Raw genomic sequence first — 23,771 nt, 5'->3', positions numbered from 1 at the left:
TCTGTGCGGAATGCGGTCTGAACAGAGGTGATCAGGTGAGCGACGGCCAGCGGATGAATCAGATTCAGAGACGAATCGTCCTCATCGGTCTCGTCCCGCTCTTCATGTCTCTGCTGTCGGTATCGATCATCAACGTCGTCCTGCCCGCCATTGAGGCGGATCTCCAGGCATCGTCCTCGGCTCTGCAATGGGTCCTGACCGGCTATGCCCTCTCGTTCGGCGTTGTTCTCGTGGCAGCAGGTCGAGCAGGCGACGTCTTCGGACGCGGCCAACTGTTCATGATCGGAGTGGGCCTGTTCGGCCTGGCCTCACTCGTCGCCGGCATCGCGCCCGGGGCATTGACCCTCAATATTGCTCGCGTCTTCATGGGACTCGGATCAGGACTGCTCAATCCGCAGGTCGTCGGACTGCTGCAGCAGTACTTTCAAGGGCCGCAGCGCGGGCGCGCGTTCGGACTGATGGGCACCACCGTCGGCCTCTCCGTTGCAACAGGTCCTGTCCTCGGCGGCGTATTCATCGCTCTCTTCGGCCCGGAGCTGGGTTGGCGTGCGGCCTTTCTGGTCAATGTCCCCTTTGCGGTCATCTCCCTCATCCTTGCCAGAAGCTGGCTGCCGAAATCAGCCTGGCATCCGATTGCCGCCAACGACGGCACCGATGCGAACCCGGCGGCCGCCTCGGCGAATGAGGGATACGTTCCGAAAAGGGATCGAGACCTCGATCCCATCGGAGTGATTCTGCTCGGTGTCGGTGTCCTCCTTGTGCTGCTGCCCTTCGTCGAGTCTTCTGTCGGGTGGTTCATCTGGCTCGGCCTGCCACTGGGACTATTCACCATCTGGGTCTGGACCCGTTGGGAGCGCCGGTACTCTGCCCGTGGACACGCCCCCATGGTCGATCTGAACCTGTTCAGCATTCGCAGCTTCAGCAACGGTTCGATCATCATCACCCTCTACTTCATGGGCGTGACGAGCGTCTGGGTGCTCATCGCCATGTACATGCAACAGGGCTTGGGCCACACTGCGCTGGCGGCAGGCATGATCGGACTTCCGGCTGCGTTGCTCTCCGCTGTATCGGCAGATGTGTCCGGACGTTTCGTGTTCCAGATCGGACGCCGACTCGTCGTCTGGGGGATCATCACCTGCCTGGTGGGTCTGGTCTCGACAATCGGCGTGGTTTTCCTGCTCACCCGGGGCATCGGCAGCGAATGGTGGATGCTGCTGACCCTGTGCTTCATCGGTGCCGCACAGGGCATGGTCATCAGCCCCAACCAGACCCTGACCCTGCAGGAAGTGCCACTGAAGTATGCAGGCTCGGCCGGGGGAGTCCTGCAGACCGGACAGCGCATCGGCACGTCGATGGGATTGGCCATCATGACCGCTTTGGCCTTTGCGGTCACGGCGGTCAGCGATTGGAACATCGGAATGATCGCCTCATTCGCAGCGATTGCGATCATCGTGGTTCTGGCCGGAATCGTCGGTTTGGCCGAGGTCAGGCGAGGCCGGCGCCGTCAGCTCTGAGCGCAATAATGTTACAGAATTTAGACAATCGCTTCTGTCCTCATGTGGAAGACTGTGAACGCACGTTTGCCCATGGAAGGACATATGGTGGTTGAGGCGGTACACGATCTGGACCTGGCTCTAGAAGAGTTGGTGCGCTCAGGTGGGATCGAAACCTATTTCGCCCCCGTCGTCGATGCGTACACCTTCGACAAGGTGGGATATCAGATCCTGCAGGCCCCCACCGATGACCCGGCACTCGGGCACGCTGAATCCGAGAATCTCCGCCGCGAGATGCATGCCTCGGCAATGATCGGTGACATCGATGCCTCGCTTCGAGCAACAGCTCTGAGGACCGCCGAGGCGGCCGGACTGCCCAAGTCGAACCGACTCTTCCTCCACGCCGAAGACGAATCCTTCGCCACCCTTGAAGATCGCACCGAAGAGCCCGACCGTTCCGTCATCCTCCAGCTCGATGCCTCCCGCGTTTCATCGTCGCCTGCATCTGTGCTCCGCGCAGTTCGTCAGGCGCGCTCGATGGGATGGGGTGTGGGCATGTCCTCGGTCGGGGCAGACCTGCGCAGCACCTCCTTCGTGCCTCTGGTCAATCCGTCTGTGGTCGGTCTTCATCCCGACGTGCTGCGCATCGACTGCGAATCCCACCTGGCCGAACTCAATCGTCTGCTCCACGCTCACCTCGAACGCACAGGCGCAGTGATCCTCGCCGAGGGTGTCACCACCGAGGACGATCTCGACCGAGTTCGCGCGTTGGGCGCACGCTTCATGTCTGGTCCGTTCTTCGGTCCCGCAACCAAGCAGCCCGAGCCTTTCGCCGAGCCGATCGAGGACGGATTGATCGATCATCATTCGCGTAACCTCGCGGCTCTGGGAACTCCCTATTCGATTGCCCAGGGCCTGCGACGCGAACCACTCGTGATGAATCGTGAGCTTCTGGTCGCCCAGATCGCTGCGCTCGAAGAGCGTGCCCTGGCTTCAGGTGCCGCCACAATCACCCTCGGGGTGTTCGGTGAAGATGAGACCTTCTCCCAAGCCACCCGAGACCGCTATGAACGTATTCGCGACACGGTCGGGTTGACGGCGATGTTCTCGGGTGGGTTCACAGAGCCGCCGATCCCGGGAGTGCGCACAGGGGTCGTCGACGCATCAGATCCCATGCGCAATGAGCACGGCGTCGTCGTGGTCGGTCCAGACTGGTCGGGTCTCGTCGCCGCTTCCAAACGCAACGATCCCGGCAGCGACGGTCAGGTCGTCTTCGACGTGTACATCACGACCGAGCGTTATACCTGTGTCGATGCCGCTCGAAGTGCGCTGACGCGCATATCACCGGTCTCCTCAGCAAGTTGATCGTCTTCTGTCCCTGACCGGACTCTTCCTTCGATGGGATTGGGCAAGCGGCTGGTGAGCCGAATGGGTCAAGGTCGTCAGTTGGTGTTAATCTTATTTCTGCTCGCCCCCGTAGCTCAGCTGGTCAGAGCAGGGAACTCATAATTCCTTGGTCGTCGGTTCAAGTCCGACCGGGGGCACCACGGTTGTAATCTTCGTTCATGACTGTTGTCGTTCGCTCCCCGGTCGCTGGTGATGTCAATGCGATGGCCAAGGTCCATGTCGGATCGTGGCAGGAGACCTACGGGGGCACTAGTCCTCTCTGCGCCTGACTCTCTCCAACTCCGGGAGCGGATGTGGAGCTCTCTGTTCGTTGACGGCAATTCGGACAAATCCGTATGATCCGACTGTCCGAATAGGGACTGCGCAACTGTGCGTCAGTCACGATCTTCTGCTTGAGGGGCTCTCCTGCCCCAGGTGAAGACATCACCGGAAAGTGGCGCGTATGCCGTCCACTCGGCACTGGGACCGGCCTCGGCCATCAGCTGAGTCACGCGTTCCTGCTCGGCTTCGAGCTCTGCAGCGATAGTCGAAAAGGCTGTGGAGGCCCCCTCGTTGTCTGCCTGTCTGCGGCTGTGAACCGTGTACGTCGGTGCAGCGGTTTCGTAAGAGGCGAATTCGACGACGAATTCCTCGCCGAGTTCGTTTGCGACCTGTCCGGCCAGATCGATGCCTGTCTTCGTAAAGGCTCGAGCATCTTTCGGTGATTTCCAGTTGAAGTCGGCGTCCAACGCTTCGTAGTACGTCCGTTCCCACGCTTCCAGCTCGCGAATCAGTCCCGGGGACAAGTCGGTGTCAGCATAGTCAACGGGGTAGACGAGCCACAAGACGGTGTCAGCATAGTCCGGGAACATTCGCACAGTGGTCGGTGTAGCGTTTTCCTGCAGCATGGCGCCATGCTAACGCACAAGGTGGCTGGTCCTCACCGACCCTTCGTTGCTCTGGCGCGGGCAGCCTGCGGACGGGATCCCTTCGCGTTCTCGTGCAGAACCTGGCTACACGCGACGCCACCAGGTCATTCAGTGCTTGGCGCACAGACAAAACTCGTCTATCATTGGCTCTAGCACCTCCTTTCGGATCGTAGGGGAAGACGTATCCGAGGTAGGAGGCACAAATGGATATGACACAGGGCGTACTATTCGTCCACTCAGCACCTCGCGCGCTATGCCCGCACATCGAATGGGCAGCGGGCGGGGCAATCGGTGCACAGGCACGCTTCGACTGGACACCCCAGCCGGCAGCGCCAGGCCTTGTGCGTGCCGAAGTCTGCTGGCGTGCGCCAGCAGGTTCCGGTGCACGCATCGCATCCGCTCTCCGCGGGTGGGACTCACTGCGCTATGAAGTGACCGAGGAGCCATCTGTCGGAGTCGACGGCGGGCGTTGGAGCCACACTCCAGACCTCGGGATCTATCACGCAGTCACCGACTCTGCCGGCAACATTCTGGTTCCCGAAGATCGCATTCGCTCCGTCATGGAACGCGCTTCCGGTGATCCGACCAAACTCTCCACTGAGATGGCTCTGGCCCTGGGCGAAGCCTGGGACGAAGAGCTCGATGCCTTCCGCCACGCAGGCGAGGGCGCTCCAGTGCGCTGGCTGACCAAGGTCGGCTGAGACTCTCACCAGACTGCCTGCGCCGTCGGTTCTACTAAGACGCGCGAAGGCTGCTGCAATACGACTATGGGCACACCTTCCTACCTCAGGTGTGCCCATAGTCGTTTGCAGATGCGCCAGCATACAACTCTACGACGACACGAGCTCGGTTCCGGTGTCGCCTCGTTCAACGGTGAGCCAGATTATCGAGTCTGAGCAAGCGGGATAGTCTGATTCCCCGTTGATTGAGCGCACGGGTGACTGAGTTGATCGGCGGCCCAGACGCAGATCAGGCCCCAGCATGATTGCTGGGGCCTGATCTCATCGTCGCTCAGAAGCGGGACCAGTTGTGACTGGACCGCCGCCTCGAGAAGCGCTATCGCATCACACGGACTTGAAGGCGACGACGGCATTGTGGCCGCCGAAGCCGAACGAGTTCGAAATTGCTGCGATGTCTCCGGCAGGAAGTTCTGCAGGGGTGTCGCGGACGATGTTGATGCCCACGACCTCCGGGTCGACCTCGTCGATGTTGATCGTTGGGGGCGCGGTGCGTGTCTGCAGTGCCTTGACCGTGAGGATCGACTCGACAGCGCCTGTACCACCCAGGAGGTGGCCGGTCATCGACTTCGTGGCACTGACCAGAGCGTCACCGACGTGAGAGCCCAGCAGCTGGCTGATCGCCAAGGACTCAGGGATATCGCCGACCGGTGTCGAGGTTGCGTGAGCATTGACGTGCTTGACGTCTGCGGGGCTGATCTCCGCATTGTCGAGCGCGCTCTGCATCGCACGCAGCGCGTACTGTCCGCCTGGCTCACCACCGGTGATGTGGTAGGCGTCGTTGGAGATGCCCCAGCTGGACACCTCGGCGTAGATCTTCGCTCCGCGTGCCTTGGCATGCTCTTCGGTTTCGAGGATGAGGGTTCCCGCACCTTCGCCCATGACGAATCCATCGCGATCGACGTCATAGGGACGTGATGCGGTCTCAGGGGAGTCGGTTCGGCGTGAGAGTGCCTGCATGGAGTTGAAGGCGGCGATCGTGATCGGGTGGATCGCAGCTTCGGAGCCGCCGGCGATGACGACATCGGCGTGACCGGAGGCCACAACGTCGTAGGCGTGGCCCAGGCTCTCGGTCGACGACGCACAGGCGGAGACCATGGTCTGGACACCAGCACGGGCCTTGAACTCCATGCCGATGGCTGCTGCAGGCCCATTGGGCATGAGCATCGGAACGGTCAGCGGCATGACCCGGCGTGGGCCCTCTTCCTGAAGCGTGTCCCAGGCATCGAGCAGAGTCCAGACACCGCCGATTCCGGTAGCCCAGGAGACCGCGGTGCGGTCCGGGTCCGTCTCCTCGAGGCCGGCATCAGCCATCGCCTCACGAGCGGAGATCAGAGCGAACTGGGAGGAGGGGTCGAGGCGCTTGGCCTGGACGCGTTTGAGATTTTCGGACACGACCTGTGGGTCGACCTGTGCTGCGAAGTCGACGGCGAGGCCGTACTTCTCGGACCAGTCATTGTCCATTGTGTGGACGCCGGACTTGCCGGCCAGTATGGCTTGCCACGTGGCATCGGCCGTCGCGCCCAATGGGGTTACCGCACCAATCCCGGTGACGACAACTTTAGGTGTCATGGTACAAACCTCGTCGATAGTGTGGACACGGCCCGTCGGTGGACGGGCCGTGTTCGGCTAATTTCTCAGGCCTCTTGAGCCTTGTTGATGTAGTCAACAGCGTCCTGGACGGTGACGAGGTCTTTGACGTCGTCATCCGGAATCTTCACGCCGAACTTCTTCTCAGCGTTGACGACGATGGTCATCATCGAGATGGAGTCGATGTCGAGGTCATCGGTGAAGGACTTGTTGGCCTCGACTGCTTCTACAGCCAAACCGGTTTCTTCGTTGACGATCTCTGCCAGTCCAGCGAGGACTTCAGCTTCGGTGAATGCCATTTCTTTCCTACTTTCTAGTGTCAGCCGAGGGTTGTTCGACCGGTTGAGGAACTTTTCGACGAGTGTCCCGCCGAATATCTTAGGACATTCACGGAGAGTTTTCCGTGAATGAACCCGTTTAAGGGAGGCGGATCACTTGTGCGCCGAAGACCAGACCGGCTCCGAAGCCGATCTGCAGGGCGTATCCACCACTGAGTTCAGGCTGCTCGCGCAGCAGACGTTCGGTCGCCAGCGGGATGGACGCCGAGGAGGTATTCCCGTTGTCGGCGATGTCGCGGGCGATGACGACGTGCTCGGGCAGCTTGAGCTGTTTGGCGAGTTCGTCGATGATTCGCATGTTCGCCTGGTGCGGGATGAAGGCGGCCAGGTCGGAGGCTTCGATGCCGGACTCGGCAAGAGCCTCTTTGGCCACCTCGGCGCCGTCCCAGACTGCCCAGCGGAACACGGTCGGCCCATCCTGGCGCAAAGTGGGGAACGGAGTGTCCCGGTCGTCGCGGACGTCGTAGAGGGACTCGGTCATGCGGATCGTCGACCAGTTCTCGCCCTTCGAGCCCCAGACGGTCTTCGAGATGCCCGGCTCGTCAGACGACGAGACGACGACAGCACCGGCTCCGTCACCGAGGATGAAGGAGATCGAACGGTCCTCGGGGTCGATGACCTCGGAGAGCTTCTCGGCACCGATGACCAGAATGTTGTCCATGGCGCCGGAACGGACCAATGCGTCGGCCTGTCCGATGCCGTAGCAGTAACCTGCGCATGCCGCACTGATGTCCCAGGCGGGGATGGGGCCGGTCCCCAGACGGTCAGTCAGCGCTGCCGCCGCCGAAGGAGTGAAGTATTCGAAGGTGACGGTGGCGATGATGATGCCGCCGATGTCTTCGGGCTTGAGTCCGGAGGAGGCGATCGCTTCCAACGCGGCCTCTTCGCACATGTCGATGACGCCGACGTCCTTGCTGGCGCGACGCCGAGTGACGATGCCGGTGCGCTGGCGGATCCACTCATCGGAGGAGTTGATGGGTCCGGCGATGTCGTCGTTGGTGACGAGGTTCTCGGCACGGTAGGCACCGATGCCCATGATCTTGGAGAAGGTTCCGGATTCTGCGGTCTTCAGTGTTGGCATGATGGTCTTCCTTTGATGATCAGGCGTGGGCCGCGGCGAACTCACGCGCACCGTCGAGGTCTGCAGCGGACTTGATGGCGAATGTCTCCACGCCCTTCATGGCGCGTCGTGCGATTCCGGTCAGGGTGCCACCGGGGACGAGTTCGATCATTCCGGTGATTCCCGCATTCAGCAGCGTCTCCTGGCACAGATCCCAGCGAACCGGGTTCGTGACCTGCTTGACGAGGCGGTCGACATAGTCCTGACCGCTCTCGATGACTGTTCCATCGGAGTTGCTCAAAATATAAGTGGCAGGATCTGCGATCTCCAGCGCCGAGGCAGTGGCGGCCAGTTCCTGAGTCGCCGAAGCCATGTACTCGGTGTGGAAGGCACCAGCTACGGGCAGAGCGATGACGCGTGCTCTCTCCGGCGGGTTCTCCGCCAGCTTCTCCAGATCCTCCAGCGATCCCGCTGCCACCGTCTGTCCGCCTCCGTTGACATTGGCGGGGCTGGCGCCTGCTGCGTCGATGGCCGCCAGAACGTCGGCGGGTTCGCCGCCGACGACGGCTGACATGCCTGTGGGCGTCTGGGCCGCGGCCGCGGCCATCCCTGCGCCGCGCACTGCGACGAAGCGCATGGCATCGGCTGGAGAGAAGACACCGGCGATCTGTGCGGCAGCGATCTCGCCGACAGAGTGCCCGGCGACATACTCTGCCCGAGCTCCGAGCTCAGCGGCGCATGCGATAGCTGAGGCGACGAGCAGCGGCTGTGCCAGTGCTGTGTCCTTGATGGTCTCGTCATCCGATTCGGTTCCGTGCAGACGCAGGTCGATCCCGGATGCGGAGGAGAGTTCGTCGATCTGTGCGGCGAAGGCGTCGAGTTCCAGGAAGGAACTCAGAAAGCCCGACTTCTGGGCACCTTGGCCCGGGCACGTGATTGCTAGCACTCAGTTCTCTTTTCACTCGACTTCGATGTTCAATCTAGTGGATGGATCTTTCGGCTCAGTGTGTTTTGTCGGTGTTCGACAATAGCCCGGCATCTGACAGTCGTCCGTAGACCAATGCGATGTGGATGACGAATGCGTCGCGGGAGACCGTCGGATCGAGTGAGATCGCCGAGGTGATCTTCCGGAGCCGGTATCTCACCGTATTCGGGTGGACGGAGAGTGCCTTCGCCGTAGCTTCCAGCGACGATCCGAATTCGACGTAGGCACTGACCGTTTTGAGCAGTTGCCCCGTCCCCGAGGTCAGTGGTTCGTAGTACCGGCTGATGAGTTCGCTCAGGGCGACGGTGTCTCCGGCCAGGGCACGTTCGGGCAGGAGCTCTTCTGCCCTGACGGGTCGGGGTGAGTCGGGGCGGGCGGTGGCGGCCTTGAGTGCCATGATCGCTGCCTTCGCCGAGGTGGCGGCCTCTGCCAGGCTCGGAACGCTGGGGCCGACGATGACTTCGGATGGTCCGAAGGATTCGGAGAGTTCCTCAACGGCGTCATCGAGTTCGGTGGCACCGCCGAGGACGATGAGCAGTCGGTTGTCGTGGATGCCGACGAGGGCATCATCGGCCCATTTGCGGGCCTTGCGTCGGATGACGTCGAGTCCGCGCTTGGCCGACCTCTGCGGGGCCCGTCCGACAAGTACGCTGACGGGCCCCTCCGACTGCCACCCGAAGGCGGCGGTGCGGCTGGCCAGCTCATCGACGGAGTCGCCGCGAACCAGAGCATCCACGACCATTGCCTCTAAGCGAGCGTCCCAACTTCCCCTGGCCTCGGCGGCTCGGGCATAGACGTCTGCGGCGGCGAAGGCGATCTCACGGGAGTAGACGAGAACAGCCTCTCGTAGCGCCGGCTGCTCGACCGCACGTGCAATGTCGGGCACTCTCTCCTCGACGACTTCGACGACGATCTTGAGCAGCTGAAGGGTCTGCTGGAGACTGATTGCTCGAATCAGATCGCGTGGGGCGGATTTGAAGATCTCGCTGACGACCCGCAGATCCGTATCGGGTTTGCGGTACCAGTCGATGAAGGACGAGATGCCCGACTGGGCCAACAGCCCGACCCAGGATCGATCAGAGGGGGACATGCTGCGGTACCAGGGGAGCCGAGCTTCAAGTCTCTGCAGGGTCACAGTGGAGAGGACTCCCACTCCAGCCCGCAGACGGCGTGCCGTCTCCGCCCGGCGCCGGAGCGTCTCGGCGTCAGTTGTCATAGGCACCACTTTAAAGGCTTCGGCACAATTCGCTTGTATGCGACACACAAGTTTTTGTCGATTGAGACAAGTATGGCCGGAGTCTTGGAGACTCCGGCCATACTCATAGCGTAGCGGTGTCGAGCGCAGTGTCGAATCCGCCGCCCAGCGCGATGCGATCAGGCGCCGGCACCTTCGGTCGAGCCCGAGGTGCCCGCGGTGACATCGTCGAGCTGGTACTTCCGTGCCGCCTCGGCGGCCTTGTCGATCGAGATCGCTCCGGTGTCGGCCAGGGAGATCAGGGCCTGCGTCACGACCGATGGTCCATCGATGTGGTAGTAACGACGAGCTGCCGGACGGGTGTCCGAGATCGCGTAGCCGTCGGTGCCCAGGGATGTGAAGTGGCCTGGCACATACTGACGGATCTGGTCGGGAACCGCGCGCATGTAGTCCGAGGTCGCCACGACCGGGCCCTCTACCTCGGACATCTTCTGGGTCACGTACGGCACACGTGCCTCGGCGTCTGGCGTGAGCAGTCGGTCGTCTTCGGACTTCAGGCCATCGCGACGCAGCTCGGTCCACGAGGTCACCGACCACACATCTGCCGAAACGCCCCAGTCCTCGGCGAGCAGCTCTTGGGCTTCGAGAACCCAGGGGACGCCGACGCCGGAGGCCATGAGCTGGACCTTGGGGCCGCCGTTGTCCGGACCCTTCGACAGAAGATACATACCCTTGAGCACGCCGTCGACGTCGAGGTCCTCTGGTTCAGGGGGCTGGACCATCGGCTCGTTGTACATCGTCAGGTAGTACATGACGTTGGGGTCGCGCTCATCGGTCGGATCGTACATGCGGTGGATGCCGTCACGGACGATGCGCGCGATCTCGTAGGTGTAGGCGGGATCGTAGGACACGATCGACGGATAGGTCGATGCCAACAGGTGCGAATGACCGTCACCATGCTGCAATCCCTCTGCTACCAGCGTTGTGCGACCGGCGGTGGCGCCGAGGATGAATCCGCGCGCCATCTGGTCACCGGCAGCCCAGAAGAAGTCGCCGCTGCGCTGGAAGCCGAACATCGAGTAGAAGATGTAGAACGGGATCATCGGCTCACCGTGCGTGGCATACGAGGTGCCGACAGCGGTCAGCGCTGCAGTGGCGCCGGCCTCATTGATGCCCACGTGGAGCAGCTGGCCGTCGGTGGCCTCCTTGTAGGCGAGGAAGAGATCGCGGTCAACCGAGATGTAGTTCTGGCCGTGCGGGTTGTAGATCTTCGCCGTCGGGAAGAACGAGTCCATGCCGAAGGTACGGGCCTCGTCCGGGATGATCGGCACGATGCGCTTGCCGAACTCCTTCTCCCGCATCAGGTCCTTGAGCACACGGACGAAGCCCATGGTGGTGGCGATCGTCTGCTTGCCCGAACCGCGCTTGCCTGCGTCGAAGGCTTTGTCGGAGGGAAGCTTGAGATCGATGTGCGTGCTGCGTCGTTCGGGGGAGTATCCGCCCAGTGCCTGACGACGTTCCTGCATGTACTTGATCTCTGGAGCGTCCTGCCCGGGGTGATAGTACGGGGGCAGCTTCGGGTCGGCTTCGAGGTCCTTGTCCGAGATCGGGATCTGGAAATGATCGCGGGCCAGCTTGAGGTCGTCGATCGTCAGCTTCTTCATCTGGTGGGTCGCATTGCGGGCCTCGAAATGAGGTCCCAGCGAGTAGCCCTTGACGGTCTTGACGAGGATCACGGTCGGCTGACCGGTGTGCTCGGCGGCGGCCTTGTATGCAGCGAAGACCTTGCGGTAGTCGTGACCGCCGCGCTTGAGGTTCCAGATCCTCTCGTCGCTGTAGTCCTCGACCATGGCCTTCGTGCGGGGATCGCGTCCGAAGAAGTTGTCACGGACGAATCCGCCGGACTCTCCCTTGTAGGTCTGGTAGTCACCGTCGGGGGTGGCGTTCATGAGGTTGACCAGCGCGCCGTCGCGGTCCTTGCCCAGAAGGGTGTCCCATTCGCGGCCCCAGACGACCTTGATGACGTTCCATCCGGCGCCCCGGAAGTAGGCTTCGAGCTCCTGAATGATCTTGCCGTTGCCGCGGACAGGTCCGTCGAGGCGCTGCAGGTTGCAGTTGATGACGAAGTTGAGATTGTCGAGCTCTTCGAAGGCGGCGACATGGAGCATGCCGCGGCTCTCCGGCTCATCGAGCTCTCCATCGCCGAGGAACGCCCAGGTCTGCTGCTGCGAGGTGTCCTTGACTCCACGGTTGTGCAAGTACTTGTCGAACTGCGCCTGCGCAATCGCGTTCATCGGGCCCAGACCCATCGACACCGTCGGGTGCTCCCAGAAGTCGGGGAGCTGATGCGGGTGAGGGTATGAGGGCAGCCCGCTGGGTTTGCCGTCGATCTGGTGGGACTGCTGCTGACGGAATCCGTCGAGGTCCTGTTCGCTCATGCGGCCTTCGAGGTAGGCGCGAGCATACATACCGGGCGAGGCGTGGCCCTGGTAGAAGATATGGTCGCCGCCGCCGGGGTGGTCCTTGCCGCGGAAGAAGTGGTTGAGTCCGACTTCGTAGAGCGTGGCAGACGAGGCATAGGTTGAGATGTGTCCGCCGACCTCGACTCCGGGTCGCTGGGCACGGTGGACGAGCATTGCGGCATTCCAGCGGTTCCAGCGTCGGTAGCGGCGCTCGACCTCTTCGTCACCGGGGAACCACGGTTCGTTCTCAGGCCCGATCGTATTCACGTAGTCGGTGGCTGTCAGGCTGGGTACGCCGATCTGCTTCTCTCGCGAACGCTGAAGCATCCGCAGCATGACGTAGCGTGCGCGTGACCGTCCGCCCTCGTCGATGAGGCCGTCCAGCGATGCCAGCCACTCCTCAGTCTCTTCGGGATCGATGTCGGGCACCTGGCTGGGCAGCCCATTGAGTATCGGTCCGCCCTGTTTCCGATTGTCCACGGTGTGGTCCTCTCTTCCGCTCCACGATCTTCGTTGGTGTCGAGATCCGGGTGATCGAGTGGAATGGAGGATCAAATCATGATTGAGCCCAGGGTCCACCAGATACTCCCATCAGCCTAGTCCTCCGGCGCGGACTTCGCTGGGGCGAAATCTTGTGATCTCGATGACGAGTTCATGGTCTTCGGTGCTCTTTGACGTGGATTGCATCGCCTTGGCGCGCCGCCATTTGCACCTCCGGCACACTTGACGGAACAATAAGGGCATGAGTAACTCCTCTCCTGAAAGGACATCTTCCACGTCGACCCTCCCCAATGAGCTGGGCCAGAATCTTGGTTTGGCTGCGGGAGACTATGTGCAAGAAATCGGCTACGACGATGACGTCGACTTGGACCTGTGCCAGGCGATCGAAAACATCATCGGTGAGAAAATCGCGGACGGTGATGTCGATGATGTCTTCGACGTCATTCTGATGTGGTGGCGCTCCGACGACGACGACCTCATTGATGGTCTCGTCGACGCGCAGGCAACATTGAAGGAAGGCGGAGTCGTCTGGCTCCTTTCTCCCAAGGCAAGTCGCCCCGGACATATCAGCCCGGCCGACATTTCTGAGGCAGCTCCCACAGCCGGCATGCATGTGACCTCGACGGTCAGCGCTGCCGAATACTGGGCCGGCTTCCGTTTGGTGGGCAAGAAGAACTATTCATGATCGTTCGGCCCGGAGACCGGGCCCCTGATTTCCGCGTGCCCGATCAGTTCGGGTCCACGCTCCACCTCGCCGAGGTTCAACGTCGCTCGGCTGTCATCCTCGTCTTCTTTCCGTTCGCCTTCTCTCCCGTCTGCGGTGATGAGGTCAACGCCCTTGATGACCTGCGACAGTCGCTGGAGACTGAGTCTCTCCCGGTTGAGATCATCGCCATGTCCGTGGATTCGAAGTACACGCTCGCCGCGTGGTCGGAGGAACGAGAGATCGGCCTTGATCTCGGCTCGGACTTCTGGCCGCACGGCGATGTGGCCCGGTCGTATGGGGTATTCGACGCTGATCACGGTGTGGCCGAACGCGGAGTCTTCGTCATCTCCCGAACAGGTACGATCGTGACCAGTCGTCAGGTCGCACGAACCGAGACGCGTGACTTCTCCGTCGATGTCGCTCAAGCGCGAGCACTCTGCGGTTGAGCCAATGTGATCATCAGATCAGCAAGGAGGAATGAAATATGGCCACCATCTTCACCAAGATCATCAACGGGGAAATTCCGGGCACCTTCGTCTACCAGGACGAGGTGTGCGTTGCATTCCTCGATGTGTCGCCGATGACCGAGGGCCACACGATGGTCGTGCCCAGGGAAGAGATCTCACACTGGATCGACGCCGACCAGGACCTGCTCGACCACCTGATGGCGGTGGCGCGACAGATCGGACGTGCCCAGCAGGAGGCTCTCGACTGTGAGCGCATCGGCCTGCTCGTCGTCGGCTATGAGGTCCCACATCTGCACATCCACGTCCTGCCGACGAACTCGATGGACGATTTCGATATCTCTGACCGTGCGCCCATGCAGACCCCTGAACAGCTGGCAGGGCCCGCCGAGAAGATTCGGCGAGCCCTTGAGCAGCAGTCCTGACTGCATTTAGGAATCCGCGTTTGCGTCCAGGTAGAGATTGAGTGAGTCCCGGACCAGCTCGGCGCCCTCGGTGCCACCGTAATTGGCACCGAAACGCGGATCGCTGACGTACATGTCTGCCAAGCCGCGGACATACCCGTCCAGATCACCGTCGGGATCATTCGCCGGAGTCCCCGGTACGGCTCGCAGCCACTGAACGTGACGACGGGCCAGGTCCTGGCAGCGCTCCGATTCGGGGCCGACCCCAGCCTCGGCGGCGTTGGCCCAGTCCTGACTGAGCCGGTCGACTTTCGCCTTCCAGGCCCGCCTGTCATCGGCGCTCATTGACTCCCACCATAGCGCCGACGACTCATAGGCTGCTTGGCCCCAGCGCCGCGTCACTTCCTCTTTGTGTCTGCGATGGTCGAAACCGTCGAACATTTCCTCTGCCATGAGAGGTTCACCTGCTTCCAATCGTGCGATGGTCGCGGTGACGGCGGCGATCTGCCTCTCGATTCGTGCACGCTCGCGTCCGAGGCTGTGCACGTGTTCGCCCAATGCAACAATCGGGTCGGAGGTGCCCTCGAGCGCCTCAGCGATCCGATTCAACGGCATCCCGAGCTCCCTGAGAAGGAGAATGCGCTGCAGGCGCACCAGTCCTGTCTCGTCGTAGTAGCGATATCCGTTGTCGGCAGTGTACGTCGGTGGCAGTAGGCCGATTGCGTCATAGTGACGCAGCGTTCGGCTCGTCGTCCCCGTCATCCGCGCTGTTTCCTGTATGGACCAGTCCATGCTGATCAGCTTAGAAGTTGACGTCGCGTCAATGTCAACGAGGTAATGGGCACGGCCCTCTCTGGACAGGCATCAGCGAAAGGCTGGCCGGCTCAGGCCGCGGCTCGGCTCGCGTCGAGGGCAGCGATGAGATCGTCTGCCAGGTCATCGACGTGCTCGAGTCCGACGGAGAGCCGAATGAGACCGTCGCCGGGTTTTGCGGTGGCCGCAACCGGCCTGTGTGTCAGGGACGCCGGATGCTGGATGAGCGTGTCGACGCCGCCCAGGGATACTGCGTGGACGACGAGACTGCAGTGTTCGACGAAGCTGCGTGCGGCCTCGAATCCGCCGGCCAGCTCCATTGCGATCATGGCTCCACCCCCGGACATCTGGCGCCCGAGCAGTCCTCGTGGATCCTGGCCGTCCAGCCCCGGGTAGTGCACAGCGGCGATGGCAGGGTGCGCAGCCAGGCGCTCGGCGAGTTCACCGGCGGTGGCCTGTGCCGTGCGCATGCGCACGGCCAGAGTGCGCAGGCCCCGATGGAGGAGGTAGGCACCCATGGGGTGGAGTAGGGCTCCCGTGATGGCTCGAACCTGTCGTAGGCGCATCGCCCAGTCGGAGTTGGTGGCGATGATGCCGCCCATGGCATCACCATGACCGCCGAGATACTTCGTCGCGCTGTGCAGAACGAGGGTCGCTCCGTGGGAGATGGGCTGCTGGAGCACGGGGGTGCAGAAGGTGTTGTCGACCAGCACAGGCACGTTGCCGGCGGCTGCGACGACACCGTCGAGATCCACGAGGTCGAGACTGGGGTTGGCCGGGGTCTCCACGATGACGAGTCCGGTGTCGTCCTGGATCGCCGAGGCGATGTCGGATTCTTCGGCCCAAGTGACCCTCGTGCCCAGCAGACCGGATTCGAGGAGGTGGTCGCTTCCGCCGTAGAGCGGACGCACTGCGACGATGTGGGGTGTTCCTGCGCTGACGGCTGCGAGAAGGGCCGCGGTCATTGCGGCCATGCCCGTGGCGAATGCGACCGCTTCGTCGGCGTGTTCGAGCTCGGCCAAAGCGGTCTCGAAGCGTGCGACACCGGGCTGCCACAGGCGTTGGTAGACAGCCGAGTCGCCGTCCTTGAGCGAATGCCCGCTAGCCAGCCATTCGTAGGAGTCACCGCCGGTGGCGACATCGTTGACTGGGTTGGTAGTCGAGAGGTCGATGGCCGGAACGTGGACTCCTGCCTCGGTGAGGCCTTCCATGCCGCCATGGACCATGAGCGTTTCTGGGTGCAGTGAGGTCATGTCAGCATTCAAGCTATTCCTGCTATGAACCGCAATCATCAGTCAAGAATCCGTGATTTTCTGTAATCTGATCAAAGTTTCTTGATTCTCGTATGCCAGACTGTGAGTCATGTCGCAGAAAGTGGAACTCGACGATGTTGATCGACAGCTGCTCAGGGCTCTCGGCGATGATGCCAGAACATCGGGCACCGCCTTGGCCGCGGCAGTCGGCATCTCCGAGTCGACGGTTTCGCTTCGTCTCAAACGCCTCAAGACGTTGGGCGTGATCAGAGGCTTTAGTGTCGACATCGATGCCGCAGCGGTGGGCATCCCGCTGCAGGCTCTGATCTCCATTCGTCTGGCCAAACATGACCGAGCTGAGATCGATGCCTTCACCGCCGCGGCACCGCAGTTCCCCGGGGTGGTGCGGATGTATCACATGGCTGGAGCCGATGACTATCTGCTCCACATCGTCGCCACCGACACCGAGGCGGTCCAGTCCTTCGTTCTGGACTACCTCACCCGCTACCCGGCGGTCGCCCACACCCGAACCAACCTCATCTACAAGGTTCAGGATGGTTCAGCCTGGATTCCCGACGGTGCCTGAACCTCGATGCGGTGCCTGATCGGCGTCGAGAGGCCATAATCGAACTATGACCACTCAGAAGACACAGCCCACCGACGTTGACGTCAACGAGTTCCTCGCAGCTGCCGTTCCGAACAAGCGACGCGAGGATGGGTTCGCGCTGGCAGCGATCTTCTCCGAGGTCACCGGCACGAAGCCGGTAATGTGGGGTCCGTCGATCGTGGGGTACGGACAGTATCAGTACGTGTCGCCATCGAATCCGCGCAACCGTGGTCACTGGCCCAAGACCGGATTCTCACCACGTAAGGCTCAGCTGTCGCTGTACGGGCTCAAAGACACACCCGCCGGAGCGGCGCTGCTGACCAGCCTCGGTACGTACACCGAGGGTGCCGGATGCGTGTATGTTCGCAAGTTGGAAGACATCGACGAGGCGGTGCTGCGCAGACTCATCGCCATCGCCTTCGAACGGCCCGACGATCCGGAGCCCGCGCACTGACCCCAGCGTCACGCGAGGCCGTCGTGGTGCTGCATGACCCTCGAGGTCTTCCGTATCCGTCATGAGGATCAGTGTCGACTGGTGATCGTCAGCCCCTGTTTGCGCTGATGGACTGAGAAGTATTTCAGGCCCAGCGTTTCATCTGCCAGGAAGCGCCGCCGAGAGCGCCGCGGCAGCCACACGATCTGGCCGGGTGAGAGGGAGATCGTGGTCAGCTCGGTCTCCAGTGTTCCACCTCCGTCGAGGATGTGGATGAGGACGTCGAGCCCCGGCCCCATGTGCTCCTTGATCTCACCACCGGGCGACAGGGCGATGATGTTCGCATCGAGATCACGCTGCTGAGGCTGGAGCTGCCAGACCGAACCGGAGTTCTCGGCAACACCTTCCAGTTCTCCCACATCTGCGAGGACACGGGGGAGAGGCGTCGCTGCTCGTTTGCTGATGCGAACCCGGAACTCCTGGTCATCTGATGACAGTGGTTCCCAGGCCATTGCCTCGGCGAACTCCGCCTCCATCTCAAGCTTGAGATTCTTGGGTTCGTGGTCGTTGATGAGGATCAGACCGGAACCGACATCGAGTTTCTGATAGGCCGCCATGATGAGCGGATGCCGCGCAGGCTTGGGAACCGTCCGAACGTCAATGGTTTCGGATACTGGGCCACCGGCCATGGTCAACCTCCAAAGTCAGTCTCACATCGATCAACTACAAGTTAGCATCAGGGCTGAGAGGTCTAAGCAGCAGAATTCGAACGAGCAGGACAGGACAGATGATGGCTGACAATCCACAGACCCAGAACCTCGGCGAGCTGGCCGAGGGACTTTTGGATAAGGCACGTGTCGCCAACAGCGGGCGGGCGGCCCACAGCGTCTACAGCGGGCGCTTTCTCAAGCAGGCCCTGCTGACGTTGACCGCGGGGACCACGATGGCAGAGCATGATTCACCGCCTGAGGCGACGCTGCAGGTGCTGCGGGGGAGTGTGACTTTATCATCAGCGAAGGACTCGTGGGACCTTAACGTCGGAGACCTCATGGCGATTCCTCCGGAGCGACATTCCGTGCAGGCGCATGAGGACTCAGCCTTCCTGCTGACCATTCGAACCGATGTCAGCTGATCATCCGGGCCAGCTCCAATGAGGATTCCACAGGTTCTGACCAGGCGGGATGACCAGCGGGGTCCGTAAGCACAAGAAAGAATGTGTCGCGACATCAAGTGAACGATGTCGCGACACATCACATTGGTCGGGATAGCGGGATTCGAACCCACGACCTCCTCGTCCCGAACGAGGCGCGCTACCAAGCTGCGCTATATCCCGCGACCAGGAACTACTATAGCGATGGCGACGCGTTCTGAAAAATCGGTCCGGTCGACCAGCTGTGAATGGAAGGAAGGTCTCATTGGCACTGACTGCCGGGAGCATCACGACAACCGCCCTAGACATCCTTTCACGTTACGGATTGGGCGATCTGTCGATGCGCAGGCTCGCACGTGAGCTCGAGGTTCAGCCCTCCGCCTTGTACTGGCACGTCAAGGATAAACAGGAGCTCTTCGTCCTCATCGCCACACGGATGAACGCTGAGGTGGATGCGCGATGCCCGTCGACTTCTGACCCGCTTGTGGCTGCGATGGCGCTGCGAGACATCCTGCTCACGTACCGTGACGGTGCTGAGATCATGTTGCTCGGCTACTCGATTTCCCCCGGCGCAGTGACTCCTGGCGCGTTGAGCGTCGACGCATTGGGAAAGACGGTCTCCCAGGGTGTGATGGCACATGCGCTGGGTGCCGTAGCGATCGAACAGAACCGCAGACTCTTCGGTATAGAGAATGACGATGCCGGTGAGAACTTCGCGACAATCGCGGCACGCCTCCTTCGCACCGAGGCCGTCTGAACGATTAAGTCGACTGAACAGGAAATTCGTCTGCCTGCCTGCCATATGGCATACTGGTCGAGCACGTTCAGGAGCATCGCCCTTGAACTGTCGTGGGGCCTATAGCTCAGTTGGCTAGAGCATCTCGCTTACACCGAGAGGGTCGGGGGTTCAAGTCCCTCTGGGCCCACATTCACCCAAGTGCTGTTGTCACGTCAACATGACAGTCCGGTCTCTGAACATATACGCTGAACTCATATGCACGCCAGTACTCTCCAGGTACTGACTTGGACTCTCGACACCGGGGTCCCACGATCTCAGCTCGGCCGAAGGAGCACGACCATGTCATCAGACGAACAGCTGACCGGAACTTGGGTCATCGACCCCGCACATACTCGCCTCGGATTCTCGAGTCGTCACGCGATGGTCTCGCGCATCCGCGGTGCTTTCAACACTGTTGAAGGCAAAGTCGTCGTCGCTGAGGACCTCTCGAAAACCGAAGTGACCATCACGATTGACGTTGACAGCGTTGACACGCGCACCCCTGATCGCGATGCTCACCTGCGAAGCGCAGACTTCTTCGACGTCGAAAACTATCCGACGATCACATTCAAATCCACCGGTGTCGATGAGGTCGAAGAAGGAAGCTACATCGTCAACGGTGACCTGACGATTCGCGATATCACCCGACCTGTCTCTGTTCCCCTCGAGCTGCTGGGAGTCGACCGCGACCAGAATGGTGATCTGAGAGCTGGTCTCGAGGGCAAGCGCCGCATCGATCGTAAGGACTGGGGCGTGACGTGGAATACGACCTTGGACTCCGGCGGCCTGCTCGTCAGTGACAAGATCACCCTCGAGTTCGAGCTCTCCTTGATCAAGGAATAGTCAGAAGCACGGATCGCAGGGAGAGGCGGTCAGAGGGCACTCCGCAGTGTCCCCTGACCGCCTCTTAGCCGTGTGCCACGGCTGCTTCGGCGTTAGCGCGGTCCTTGCTGCAGGCCTAGCTGCTGATCGCCATCTCAACCGGGCCGTCATCCTCCCAGTCGAGGATCTTCAGCAGATCCTCCTGAGACGCCGATACACAGCCTGCGGTCTTGCCGCTGCCGGTGTTGACGTGGAGGAAGATCGCGGAGCCCATTCCGGGAGTTCCAGCCTCGTTGTAGTCGATGACCTGTCCGTAGTTATACGCCGGGGTCTGGTACATCGACTCACCGCTGTAGCCTTCGGACTTCTTCTGCATCGTGTTGTAGTTCTCCACTGCGTCGCCGTCGACCCAGACGTCGTCCTCCGTGACTTGGACATACTTCGATCCGCCGAATTGCTCGGGTTCCGCTTCGACTCCGAAGCCATAGCCGATGCCGAAGAGTCCAGACGGGGTCATGCCGTCACCCTCGCGCTTCTCACCCGGCGCAGCGATGCCGTTGGAGCCGACATGACCGTCGGTGTTCAGCGCCGAGTAGTAGTCACCGTCCCACCTCTCGCAGGCCGTGACCGTGGCGTCAGCGCCTCCGGTGCTCTTGACCGTGATGACTTTGTCCGCCGTTGCGGCTGAGGGGACCGAACATTCCTCTCCGAGGTGCGATGGTCTGTCTCCGGTATTGCCGTCGACCAGGCCCGCACCGAGGCCCCCGTCCGCCTGGGCAGCTGTGCCGGTGAACATTGATCCAGCGACGAGCGCGAAGGCAAAGCCGGACACCAGTCCTCGACGTATTCGATGTGATCGGTCAGTTGCAGGTTTCATGATTTCTCTCCTCTTAGTCGGATTCTCATCATTGGGGGAAGGGCCTACGTCTCCGTCGAGAATACTGCGCTCACGGTGATCCGGGTGGTGTTCGCCCTTCGAGTTCGTGATCCGTGTCGATATCGGGACCAGTGCCGTCCCTGTCGGTGCTGTCGATGTCGGGGCCGGTGCTGACGATGTCGTCCTGGTCTGTGCCGCGCCATTTCGCGATGCCGCGCATCACCTGGTAGATGATGATCGCCGAGGCGGAACCCAGTGCAATGCCCTCGAACTGAAGGTCACCGGGAGTCCAGGTGAAATTGGCGATCGCGACGATCAGAGCCACTGCTGCAGTGTTGAGATTGATGGGGTTGGAGAAGTCGACCTTGTTCTCCACCCAGATGCGCACACCCAGCATTCCGATCATCCCGTAGAGGACGGTCGCCGCTCCGCCGAGGACTCCAGGCGGGATGGTTGCGATGATCTCTCCGAACTTCGGCAACAGGCTCAGGATCAGGGCGATGACGCCTGCGCACAGGTACGCGGCCGTTGAGAAGATGCGAGTCGCCGCCATGACTCCGATGTTCTCTGCATAGGTCGTCGTGCCCGACCCTCCGCCTGACCCGGCGAGGACCGTGGAGAGTCCATCAGCGAACAGCGTGCGGCCCGTGATCGAATCGAGGTCGCGTCCGGTCATGGCCGACACGGATTTCACGTGTCCGATGTTCTCGGCGATGAGGACGAAGACGACGGGGAGGAAGAGCCCAAGATAGCCCAGGTCGAACGCGGGGGCATGGAACGCAGGCAGCCCCACCCAATCAGCCTGACCAACAGTCGAGAAGTCGATCTGTCCCTGCACCCATGCGCCACAGTAGCCGACGAGGACGCCGATGAGGATGGACAGCCGGCCGAGCATTCCGCGAAACAGCACACTGGTGACCAGGATGGTGGCTATAGTGATCAGCGCGGTCAGTGGAGCTTCCTTCACCCAGTCCCAGGCCGCGGGCGCCAGATTCAGTCCGATGAGAGCGACGATGGAACCGGTGACGACCGGTGGCATGGTGACTTCGATCCACCTCACTCCGGCGAAGTGAACGACGATACCCACCAGCGCGAGAGTCACGCCCACGGAGATGATGCCGCCCTGTGCCAGTGCCATGGCATTGGAGTCGAGGTCCTCACCCGAGGTGGCCGCGAATCCGGTGACGGCACCGATGGGTGCCAGCAGTCCGAAGGATGATCCCAGATAGGAGGGCATCATGCCTTTGGTGATGAGTAGGAACAGGAGTGTTCCGATTGCCGTGAAGAACAATGTCGTCGAGGGAGGGAAGCCGGTCAGCAGCGGCACGAGGAATGTCGCTCCGAACATGGCGACGACGTGCTGAGCTCCGATTCCCACTGTCCGCGGCCAGCTCAGCCTTTCTTCGGGCAGAACGGTCTCACCAGGACGGATCGTCTTTCCATCCCCGTGCTGCCTCCAACCCGCCTTGCCATCGAAGGGGCTAGATGCCGGTGTCGCCTCGTTAGGGGATGCCACCACTCGTCTCCTCATCCGCCTGCCCGAAGGCGGCGGCGTCTGCTCGTCATGCATTCTCTGCCGTGAGCAGTCTATTCGCTTTCACCCACCCTGCATGAGCCGACCCACCAGGCCCTGATACGCTATTGAACACTGTTCAGGAGCGTGTGTCTGCACCGAACGCTCATCTGCGCCAAAGAGGAGATTCCACCGATGACCAACTGGTTCGACAGCCTTGCCGACTCGATTCTCGATGGTGGCGTGATCACCGAGGGACAGGCGGTGGCAATGCTGGCAACGCCCGACGCCGACCTCCTCGAGCTCGTTGCCGCAGGATCCAGACTCAGACGCAGGCACTTCGGGATGACCATCAAGCTCAACTACTTGGTCAATCTCAAATCGGGCCTGTGCCCCGAAAGCTGCAGCTATTGCTCGCAGGCGCTTGGATCGGCGGCACCGATCCTGAAGTACTCGTGGTTGAAAACCGACGAGGCGGTGAAGCAGGCAGATATCGGGATCCGCGGAGGCGCCTCTCGGGTCTGCCTAGTCGCCAGTGGACGAGGACCAGGCAATCGAGATGTCGAACGCGTCAACGACATCGTCACACGACTCAAAGACGCTCATGACGACGTCGAGGTCTGCGCATGCCTGGGAATCCTCAAGGACGGTCAGGCAGAATCCCTTTTGGAAGCCGGTGTCGATGCCTACAATCACAACATCAACACCGCTGAGTCGTTTCACGACACCATTGTGAAGTCCCACACCTACACCGATAGGACGAACACGGTCACCAAGGCGAAGTCGGCCGGACTCTCTCCGTGCAGCGGGCTCATCGTCGGCCTGGGCGAAAGCGACGAACAGGTCGTCGAAGCCCTGCTCGCACTCCGCGAGCTCGACTCCGACTCGATCCCCATCAACTTCCTCGTCCCGTTCGACGGAACGCCCATGGAGGGGCAATGGAATCTCACTCCCGCCCAATGCCTGCGAATCGTCGTCACAGCACGATTCGTGTGTCCCGACAAGGAAATCCGTCTCGCCGGTGGGCGAGAGATCCACCTGCGGTCGCTGCAGGCCCAGGCACTGCACGTGGCGAACTCAATCTTCCTCGGCGACTACCTCACAGCGGAGGGACAGGCCGCCGAAGACGACATCGCTCTCATCGAAGACAACGGGTTCACCATCATCGGCCAGGAGGATGGCCCCGATGCCTCACACCCTCCCACGATCAGGACTCGGGGCGCGGGCACAACGCAGGACGCCAACGCGTGACCGCGACCCTGGCACCAATATCCG

General features: G+C 61.6%; 24 protein-coding genes and 3 tRNA genes. 14 read left to right on the top strand and 13 right to left on the bottom strand.

Annotation, left to right across the window (positions count from 1 at the left end):
• Positions 1-35 precede the first annotated feature (35 nt).
• From HX613_RS20735 to HX613_RS20725, 3 genes are all read left to right on the top strand, one after another.
• The gene (locus HX613_RS20735) at positions 36-1,514 is read left to right on the top strand and encodes an MFS transporter (RefSeq protein ID WP_235347053.1); all 1,479 of its coding nucleotides are present in this window, start codon (positions 36-38) and stop codon (positions 1,512-1,514) included.
• Positions 1,515-1,598: 84 nt separating this feature from the next.
• Positions 1,599-2,858 (top strand): EAL domain-containing protein, encoded by a 1,260-nt coding sequence (locus tag HX613_RS20730; protein WP_235347052.1) that lies wholly within the window; start codon positions 1,599-1,601, stop codon positions 2,856-2,858.
• Positions 2,859-2,963: 105 nt separating this feature from the next.
• A tRNA-Ile gene (locus HX613_RS20725) sits at positions 2,964-3,040 on the top strand.
• Positions 3,041-3,274: 234 nt separating this feature from the next.
• Here HX613_RS20725 and HX613_RS20720 read toward each other — a convergent pair.
• Positions 3,275-3,787: a hypothetical protein gene (locus HX613_RS20720; protein WP_235347051.1), complete on the bottom strand. Its 513-nt coding sequence runs from the start codon at positions 3,785-3,787 to the stop codon at positions 3,275-3,277.
• A gap of 230 nt (positions 3,788-4,017) precedes the next feature.
• Between HX613_RS20720 and HX613_RS20715 the strand changes: the two genes are divergently transcribed.
• Complete coding sequence (locus tag HX613_RS20715; RefSeq protein WP_143921891.1) at positions 4,018-4,509, top strand: DUF3145 domain-containing protein; 492 nt, start codon at positions 4,018-4,020, stop codon at positions 4,507-4,509.
• Between the two features lie 363 nt (positions 4,510-4,872).
• Here the strand turns inward: HX613_RS20715 and HX613_RS20710 are convergent, their stop codons facing one another.
• The 6 genes from HX613_RS20710 to aceE form a co-directional block, all read right to left on the bottom strand.
• The gene (locus tag HX613_RS20710; RefSeq protein ID WP_235347050.1) at positions 4,873-6,117 is read right to left on the bottom strand and encodes a beta-ketoacyl-[acyl-carrier-protein] synthase family protein; all 1,245 of its coding nucleotides are present in this window, start codon (positions 6,115-6,117) and stop codon (positions 4,873-4,875) included.
• A 65-nt stretch (positions 6,118-6,182) separates the two neighbouring features.
• Positions 6,183-6,434 (bottom strand): acyl carrier protein, encoded by a 252-nt coding sequence (locus HX613_RS20705; RefSeq protein WP_009882400.1) that lies wholly within the window; start codon positions 6,432-6,434, stop codon positions 6,183-6,185.
• Between the two features lie 118 nt (positions 6,435-6,552).
• Complete coding sequence (locus HX613_RS20700; protein ID WP_235347049.1) at positions 6,553-7,554, bottom strand: beta-ketoacyl-ACP synthase III; 1,002 nt, start codon at positions 7,552-7,554, stop codon at positions 6,553-6,555.
• A gap of 19 nt (positions 7,555-7,573) precedes the next feature.
• On the bottom strand, positions 7,574-8,479 hold the full coding sequence (locus HX613_RS20695) for an ACP S-malonyltransferase (protein WP_235347048.1): 906 nt from the start codon (positions 8,477-8,479) through the stop codon (positions 7,574-7,576).
• Positions 8,480-8,534: 55 nt separating this feature from the next.
• Positions 8,535-9,734 carry a PucR family transcriptional regulator gene (locus HX613_RS20690; RefSeq protein WP_235347047.1) on the bottom strand — a complete coding sequence of 400 codons (1,200 nt, stop codon included), beginning with the start codon at positions 9,732-9,734 and terminating at the stop codon, positions 8,535-8,537.
• A gap of 158 nt (positions 9,735-9,892) precedes the next feature.
• A complete protein-coding gene (aceE, locus tag HX613_RS20685) occupies positions 9,893-12,655 on the bottom strand; it encodes a pyruvate dehydrogenase (acetyl-transferring), homodimeric type (RefSeq protein ID WP_235347046.1) in 2,763 nt (920 codons plus the stop codon).
• A 262-nt stretch (positions 12,656-12,917) separates the two neighbouring features.
• Here aceE and HX613_RS20680 point away from each other — a divergent pair, with 262 nt between their 5' ends.
• The 3 genes from HX613_RS20680 to HX613_RS20670 are packed head-to-tail and all read left to right on the top strand — an operon-like array spanning position 12,918 to position 14,271.
• Positions 12,918-13,361, top strand: a complete 444-nt coding sequence (locus HX613_RS20680; protein ID WP_235347045.1) for a DUF3052 domain-containing protein — start codon at positions 12,918-12,920, stop codon at positions 13,359-13,361.
• Complete coding sequence (locus HX613_RS20675) at positions 13,358-13,828, top strand: peroxiredoxin (protein ID WP_235347044.1); 471 nt, start codon at positions 13,358-13,360, stop codon at positions 13,826-13,828. Before HX613_RS20680 ends, HX613_RS20675 begins: the two co-directional genes overlap by 4 nt.
• Positions 13,829-13,866: 38 nt before the next feature.
• On the top strand, positions 13,867-14,271 hold the full coding sequence (locus HX613_RS20670; protein ID WP_235347043.1) for an HIT family protein: 405 nt from the start codon (positions 13,867-13,869) through the stop codon (positions 14,269-14,271).
• 6 nt (positions 14,272-14,277) lie between these two features.
• On the opposite strand, the gene HX613_RS20665 is transcribed toward HX613_RS20670, so the two are convergent.
• Both HX613_RS20665 and HX613_RS20660 read right to left on the bottom strand, forming a co-directional pair.
• The gene (locus HX613_RS20665; RefSeq protein ID WP_235347042.1) at positions 14,278-15,042 is read right to left on the bottom strand and encodes a MerR family transcriptional regulator; all 765 of its coding nucleotides are present in this window, start codon (positions 15,040-15,042) and stop codon (positions 14,278-14,280) included.
• A gap of 92 nt (positions 15,043-15,134) precedes the next feature.
• Complete coding sequence (locus HX613_RS20660) at positions 15,135-16,316, bottom strand: trans-sulfuration enzyme family protein (RefSeq protein ID WP_235347041.1); 1,182 nt, start codon at positions 16,314-16,316, stop codon at positions 15,135-15,137.
• A 109-nt stretch (positions 16,317-16,425) separates the two neighbouring features.
• On the opposite strand from HX613_RS20660, the gene HX613_RS20655 reads away from it, so the two are divergent.
• Positions 16,426-16,902, top strand: a complete 477-nt coding sequence (locus tag HX613_RS20655) for an Lrp/AsnC family transcriptional regulator (protein WP_235347040.1) — start codon at positions 16,426-16,428, stop codon at positions 16,900-16,902.
• 46 nt (positions 16,903-16,948) lie between these two features.
• Positions 16,949-17,377 (top strand): DUF1801 domain-containing protein, encoded by a 429-nt coding sequence (locus HX613_RS20650; protein WP_235347039.1) that lies wholly within the window; start codon positions 16,949-16,951, stop codon positions 17,375-17,377.
• 68 nt (positions 17,378-17,445) lie between these two features.
• On the opposite strand, the gene HX613_RS20645 is transcribed toward HX613_RS20650, so the two are convergent.
• Positions 17,446-18,045: a DUF2249 domain-containing protein gene (locus HX613_RS20645; RefSeq protein ID WP_235347038.1), complete on the bottom strand. Its 600-nt coding sequence runs from the start codon at positions 18,043-18,045 to the stop codon at positions 17,446-17,448.
• 98 nt (positions 18,046-18,143) lie between these two features.
• Between HX613_RS20645 and HX613_RS20640 the strand changes: the two genes are divergently transcribed.
• Complete coding sequence (locus HX613_RS20640) at positions 18,144-18,488, top strand: LuxR family transcriptional regulator (RefSeq protein ID WP_235347037.1); 345 nt, start codon at positions 18,144-18,146, stop codon at positions 18,486-18,488.
• Between the two features lie 124 nt (positions 18,489-18,612).
• Here the strand turns inward: HX613_RS20640 and HX613_RS20635 are convergent.
• Positions 18,613-18,689, bottom strand: a tRNA-Pro gene (locus HX613_RS20635).
• Positions 18,690-18,771: 82 nt separating this feature from the next.
• Between HX613_RS20635 and HX613_RS20630 the strand changes: the two genes are divergently transcribed.
• The 3 genes from HX613_RS20630 (at position 18,772) to HX613_RS20620 (ending at position 20,127) form a co-directional block, all read left to right on the top strand.
• Entirely contained in the window at positions 18,772-19,263 is a 492-nt protein-coding gene (locus HX613_RS20630) for a TetR family transcriptional regulator (protein WP_235347036.1), read from the top strand.
• A 95-nt stretch (positions 19,264-19,358) separates the two neighbouring features.
• Positions 19,359-19,432: transfer RNA gene (locus tag HX613_RS20625), tRNA-Val, on the top strand.
• Positions 19,433-19,584: 152 nt separating this feature from the next.
• Positions 19,585-20,127, top strand: a complete 543-nt coding sequence (locus tag HX613_RS20620; protein ID WP_235347035.1) for a YceI family protein — start codon at positions 19,585-19,587, stop codon at positions 20,125-20,127.
• Positions 20,128-20,242: 115 nt separating this feature from the next.
• Here HX613_RS20620 and HX613_RS20615 read toward each other — a convergent pair whose 3' ends face one another.
• Together HX613_RS20615 and HX613_RS20610 are read right to left on the bottom strand one after the other, a co-directional pair.
• Positions 20,243-20,983 carry a L,D-transpeptidase family protein gene (locus tag HX613_RS20615; protein ID WP_235347034.1) on the bottom strand — a complete coding sequence of 247 codons (741 nt, stop codon included), beginning with the start codon at positions 20,981-20,983 and terminating at the stop codon, positions 20,243-20,245.
• Positions 20,984-21,053: 70 nt separating this feature from the next.
• The gene (locus HX613_RS20610) at positions 21,054-22,361 is read right to left on the bottom strand and encodes a uracil-xanthine permease family protein (RefSeq protein WP_442862631.1); all 1,308 of its coding nucleotides are present in this window, start codon (positions 22,359-22,361) and stop codon (positions 21,054-21,056) included.
• 330 nt (positions 22,362-22,691) lie between these two features.
• On the opposite strand from HX613_RS20610, the gene bioB reads away from it, so the two are divergent.
• The gene (gene bioB / locus HX613_RS20605; protein WP_235347032.1) at positions 22,692-23,747 is read left to right on the top strand and encodes a biotin synthase BioB; all 1,056 of its coding nucleotides are present in this window, start codon (positions 22,692-22,694) and stop codon (positions 23,745-23,747) included.
• Positions 23,748-23,771: the final 24 nt, after the last annotated feature.

The organism is Brevibacterium sp. UCMA 11754, from assembly GCF_021532275.1.
Taxonomy (GTDB): domain Bacteria; phylum Actinomycetota; class Actinomycetes; order Actinomycetales; family Brevibacteriaceae; genus Brevibacterium.
This window is presented reverse-complemented; position numbering and strand designations above follow the sequence as displayed.